2 protein-coding genes and 1 pseudogene are annotated in these 1,335 nt (G+C 33.4%); all 3 read left to right on the top strand.

Features of this window, described 5'->3' with window-relative positions; translation table 11 throughout:
* Positions 1 to 49: 49 nt before the first annotated feature.
* Positions 50 to 199 (top strand): annotated as a pseudogene (locus DNK84_RS14785) (IS982 family transposase); the annotation flags it as partial.
* A 27-nt stretch (positions 200 to 226) separates the two neighbouring features.
* Positions 227 to 445 carry a hypothetical protein gene (locus DNK84_RS06380; protein ID WP_119343716.1) on the top strand — a complete coding sequence of 73 codons (219 nt, stop codon included), beginning with the start codon at positions 227 to 229 and terminating at the stop codon, positions 443 to 445.
* 232 nt (positions 446 to 677) lie between these two features.
* Positions 678 to 1,322 carry a peptide deformylase gene (locus tag DNK84_RS06375; protein ID WP_162902271.1) on the top strand — a complete coding sequence of 215 codons (645 nt, stop codon included), beginning with the start codon at positions 678 to 680 and terminating at the stop codon, positions 1,320 to 1,322.
* Positions 1,323 to 1,335 lie beyond the last annotated feature (13 nt).

Here is a 1,335-nt window from a genome sequence, read left to right as displayed (position 1 = left end):
TTATATCGAACTCACGTTAGTTAAAGAAAATTAGATGCGTTTACCCTGGCAGTTTAATATTGAGAAAATCAGAGCGAGAGCTTGCTGGCACTTAACCAGCAGAGTTATCAGAAAAATGTTGTCTCATACATTCGGCGTGTTGATTAACAAGAAGTTAGGAAACCCACCTATTCAATTTGAAAAGTTGGGCGTATGTTAAAAAAGTCGAGCATGGCGTTATGCTAATATGTTAGAAGCTAAGCGTGCTCTTAATCGATACTTTGAATTTTATAATTATGAGCGGCAACATCAAGGCTTGAGTTATAAAAAGCCTGCTGAAGTGCACTTTGGTATTTGCTATAAAAATGCTGATGCTGATAGAGTCAAATCTGAGTTGTTATCTGGTTTGAAGAGAAACTATGAAAGTTGCTTTAAATCAGTGAAAAATGAAATAACGTTACAATGAAAATTGTGTCTCATTTTTATGATATTGTGGTATTGACATTGGGGAGTACTTTACCCATAATCATTTCTTATATTTCATGACATTTGAGAAAAACATGCTATATAAAATATTAGAGTTGCATAGCAGCATCTTATCTTGCAAAAGAAAAGCACAACGGGCACCCATAGTAGCTACATACATCAGTCTACTTTTTGTTCTAAATACTTCAACATTAAACGCAAGTGAGATTAAAATGAACCAAGTACAAAATAAATTCGTCCAATATAATGATCAAAGGAATAGCCAATTACTCTACACCCCAACAAAAGAAGTAAAAGATGTTTCATCACAAGAGATAAAAGATTTAATTGAGCAAATGAAAGAGGTATTAAAAAGTAATACTGGTGTTGGAATAGCAGCTAATCAACTAGGTAAAAATGTTCAAATATTCGCGATACGTTACAAAGCTCCAGAAAACCAAGCTTCACCCTTGCCTAAAGAGCTATCAGAAGATATCCCTTTACAGTATTTTATTAATCCCCGCATTACTTTGAAGTCAGATGACTTAGTTTATTTTTGGCATGGTTGCTTGAGTGCTTTAGATATGCCTTTGGGAAAAGTAGCAACAAATAAATGGATAGAATATACAGCCTTTAATGAGAGTGGAAATCAAATAACGGGGAGATTAGATGGGTTAAGCGCTATTATTTTTCAGCATGAATTCCGTCATTTATTAGGTGGTCTTTATTTTGAATATGCTGTTGACTTTAAAACACCAAAAGAATTAAAGGAATCTTTTTCTAATGGTAGAGAAAAAATTTATCAAATAATAATGAATCCCAGCGGTGTAAAGCCTATTCTTTATAATTATGAGCTAAATGAAGCGATTAGTTATTAGGTTCTGTGAACCA

Source organism: Facilibium subflavum, assembly GCF_003574485.1.
GTDB lineage: Bacteria > Pseudomonadota > Gammaproteobacteria > Francisellales > Francisellaceae > Facilibium > Facilibium subflavum.
The sequence above is the reverse complement of the archived record's forward strand: the minus strand, read 5'-3'. Positions and strand labels throughout refer to the sequence as shown.